Annotated in this window: 3 pseudogenes; 1 reads left to right on the forward strand and 2 read right to left on the reverse strand. The window is 64.1% G+C overall.

What is annotated here, in order from left to right:
• Positions 1-394 precede the first annotated feature (394 nt).
• Positions 395-666 (reverse strand): annotated as a pseudogene (locus AB0958_RS45065) (ATP-binding protein); the annotation flags it as partial.
• Between the two features lie 639 nt (positions 667-1305).
• On the opposite strand from AB0958_RS45065, the pseudogene AB0958_RS45070 reads away from it, so the two are divergent.
• Positions 1306-1461: pseudogene (locus AB0958_RS45070) on the forward strand (DUF4145 domain-containing protein); the annotation flags it as partial.
• Between the two features lie 48 nt (positions 1462-1509).
• Here AB0958_RS45070 and AB0958_RS45075 read toward each other — a convergent pair.
• Positions 1510-1609 (reverse strand): annotated as a pseudogene (locus tag AB0958_RS45075) (IS481 family transposase); the annotation flags it as partial.

Raw genomic sequence — 1609 nt, forward strand, 5'->3', positions numbered from 1 at the left:
GTCCGGCCTGACGGCCGGACAACCCCTCACCAAGATCTTCATCGACCTTCTAGCGCTAGAGGGGCAGCGAGTGTCCAAACGCCCCGTTGGCCCGCGCTATCGGCGCAGGCATCGCCTAGCGCCGCCCGGTACGCCTCGTATCTGAAATGGCGTCTCAATGAGAGCTCTGCGCCCACGTGCCCGTGTTCGGGCATCACGTACCGGACGGCCGCTCGCACCTCAGCCGGCGGTACAGCAGCGCGATACAGCGACCCAAGCAACCAGCAGCACCGAGCACTGGCCCGTCATGGTCCGCCAAGCGACTTGTACGACCGTCTACGACCCGTCTCTCCAGAGCTACGGATCAGAAAGTGATGGCCTCGCCGCGTATCGCGCTGAGGCCATCACGTCTGTATTACAAGGGGTGTCGTCCGGCGACCGCACCGCTCGGGTCGTCCAGCAGGGCGATGCGGGCGGTGATGCGTTTGCCGACCGGTTCCCGCTGTGCTTCGAAGCCCTGGGCAACGGCCATGACGATCTCCAGGCCGTGCTGGCCTACCCGGCCAGCATCCGCGGCCCGGGCGCGATAGGCAGGACCGGGTCGGAGTCCCACACGACAACCTCGACCGTGTCACCGGCGATCCGCAAATCCAGCAGCAGCGGCCCCGGAGCGTACTTGAGGGCGTGACCCGGCCAATCCGTGCAACGCGTCCTGCACCTCGTCGGCATCGACACCTTCATCGACTGCCACGAAACCCTCCCCCAGGCACTCAGTATCTGAAGGCCGCTTTGCCAACCTCCGCTTTCCACCCGGCAGCCCTGGGCCGTCTCTGGGCCGTCCGAGGGCGGCCAACGATGACAGACGACGCCAGATGATGGAGGCTTTCCTCCTGGTCAGGTGAGGCACGCCAGGTGACATCCCAGGTGTCCATCGCCGAAGCCATGTTGAGGAACAACTCACCAATAGGGCTCCGTCAGCCTCATGCCGTCCTTATGCTCCCAGGTATGGCGGCAGAAATAGATCCGAATCCCATCCTGGCCGAGTGTCCCAACTGTGAGCGAGCCGTCTTGGCGAGGGAGACCGGAGCCCTCGAACTGAAGTACGATCCGGACTCGCCTTGGGCGTGGCGCTACGCCCTTGCCCGTTGTCAAGAGTGTTACGGCCCCCTCTTGCTGGCGCAGGATGACCCGTTCGATCGTTCGGAGAGGGTGTGGCCGAGCCCAGAGGGACGAGAGCTGAGTAGCAATATTCCGGACACTCTTCGGCGCGAGCACAGCGAGGCACGCGCCTGTTTGAAGGCGAAAGCGTACACAGCTGTGGCCGTCATGGTGCGCCGGACGCTGGAGGGAGTGTGTGCGGATCAAGGTGTCACGAAGCGGCAACCCTTGGTTGCCTCACTGCGCGAACTACATCAGCAAGGAAAGATCGAGGGTCGGCTCCTGGAATGGGCTGAAGCGCTGCGTGCGCTAGGTAACCAGGGAGCTCACTTCACAGGCGTCCAAGTGAGCCGCGAGGACGCTACCGACGCCCTAGCTGTATTGACCCGTGAGGTTGGGGACGCGGCTGGCGGGTGGTTGGCCTTTCAGTGCGGTGTGTCCGCGGTGGTGATTGTAGGTGTGCAGCCATTCG

The organism is Streptomyces sp. NPDC006655 (genome assembly GCF_040703965.1).
Taxonomy (GTDB): Bacteria; Actinomycetota; Actinomycetes; order Streptomycetales; family Streptomycetaceae; genus Streptomyces.